1 protein-coding gene and 2 pseudogenes are annotated in these 1,667 nt (G+C 48.9%); 1 reads left to right on the top strand and 2 read right to left on the bottom strand.

Going from position 1 to position 1,667, the window contains the following annotated elements; genetic code table 11:
• A pseudogene (locus KDK17_RS10690) lies at positions 1-200 on the bottom strand (cytochrome o ubiquinol oxidase subunit I); the annotation flags it as partial.
• A gap of 3 nt (positions 201-203) precedes the next feature.
• Positions 204-1,019: a COX aromatic rich motif-containing protein gene (locus KDK17_RS10685; RefSeq protein ID WP_257288061.1), complete on the bottom strand. Its 816-nt coding sequence runs from the start codon at positions 1,017-1,019 to the stop codon at positions 204-206.
• Here KDK17_RS10685 and KDK17_RS10680 point away from each other — a divergent pair.
• Positions 1,003-1,667: pseudogene (locus KDK17_RS10680) on the top strand (hypothetical protein); the annotation flags it as partial. The gene KDK17_RS10685 and the pseudogene KDK17_RS10680 sit on opposite strands and share 17 nt — an antisense overlap.

The following is a 1,667-nucleotide window of genomic DNA, read 5'->3' as shown; positions in this document are numbered from 1 at the left end:
ACCAGCGACAGCAGAATGTACATAATGCCGATCCGCTTATGATCAACACTGGTCAGCCATTCTTCCCATAAGTAGCGCCATTTGCCAGCCCAAGTCACGATCAGAGCCGTCAAAAGCACAGCCATCACGGTAACAAGAGCACCTCCCACAGCGATCCAGCTGTAGAGTGGCAGTGCGTCAATGGTCAGTCTACCCAACATGGTTTACTCCAGACTTCTGGGCTTTTGCAGGGGCAAGGCACCACTGGCTCCGGTGTATTTAGCAATGATTTGACGGAACAACTCCGGTTCAACCCAGGAGTAATATTCCACCGGGTGTTTTCTCTCAGGTTTGAGCAGCTTCTGATAACTGATCGAATCCAGTCGTTTATTGGCTTTTTTGACCTTATCGAGCCATTGCGAAAAGTCGCCTTCAGACAGTGATTGGACCTCAAACACCATATGGGGAAAGCCACGACCGCTGAACTGGGTATTTCTTCCAGAAAAACGACCTGGTTCGTAGGCCCTGAGATTCAGGTAGGTAGTCATTCCGGCCATGGCATAAATCTGACCACCCAAGGCTGGAATTATAAACGACGTCATGACGGTGTCTGATGTAATTTCAATATTCAGCGGCCTCTCACTGGGAAAAGCCAGCTCATTGACTACCGCTACCTGCTGATCCGGGTAGATAAAAAGCCACTTCCAGTTCTGTGCTATAGCCTGAACCCTGAACGCTTTTTCACCAGTGACCAGAGGCTTGTAGGGGTCGAGTCGGTAAGTGTATATGACAACAAGAATACTGATCGCAACGACAATGACCAGCGGACCGGCCCAAATAAACACTTCTACAAAAATGGACTTGTGCCAATCTGGCTGATAGGCCCCCTTACCCTTGGCTCGATAACGCCAGCATGACCAGAAAGTAATCAGGTAAACGGGCAGCAAAGTAAATAGCATGATGGCTGTGGCCAAGAGCAACAAATCCCGTTCAGTTTCTGAAACCGGCCCTTTTGGATAAAGAATGGGAGAAGACTGCATACTGCAGCCCGACAACACAAGAAGTGCTAACAGAATCGCCAGCCATTCTGACAATAAAACATTACGACAGGATTTCCTGAAACAACTGACCGGTGACCAAAAGAAAGACTCACAGCTGATTGGTCAGTTCGGTGTCGGTTTCTACTCTGCTTTTATTGTTGCGGATAAGGTGACTGTAGAAACCCGCAAGGCCGATGCATCTGCTAAAGAAGCCGTTCGTTGGGTATCTGATGGTTCTGGTGAATTCACCGTTGAAGGCATCAGCAAGGAGAAGCGTGGTACCTCCATCATCCTGCACCTGAAAGAGGATGCTGAAGAATTTGCCGACGGCTGGCGTCTGCGCAACATTATCCGCAAGTATTCTGACCATATCTCCATGCCGATTCTGATGGTCAAGCAGGATATGTCTTCAGAAGAAGAAAAGCAGGAAGACCAGGCGCCTGAGTGGGAAACGGTGAATACTGCCAAGGCCCTGTGGACCCGTTCCCGTTCCGATATTTCTGAAGACGAGTACAAAGAGTTCTACAAACATATCAGCCATGACTTTGCTGATCCCATGAAGTGGAGTCATAACCGTGTTGAAGGCAAGCTGGAATACAACAGCCTGCTGTTCATTCCTGCCAAGGCCCCCTTCGATCTGTATAACCG

Source organism: Endozoicomonas sp. SESOKO2 (genome assembly GCF_024606245.1).
Classification (GTDB): domain Bacteria; phylum Pseudomonadota; class Gammaproteobacteria; order Pseudomonadales; family Endozoicomonadaceae; genus Endozoicomonas_A.
Note: the sequence above shows the minus strand (reverse complement) of the source record. Positions and strands in the feature narration are given on the sequence as shown.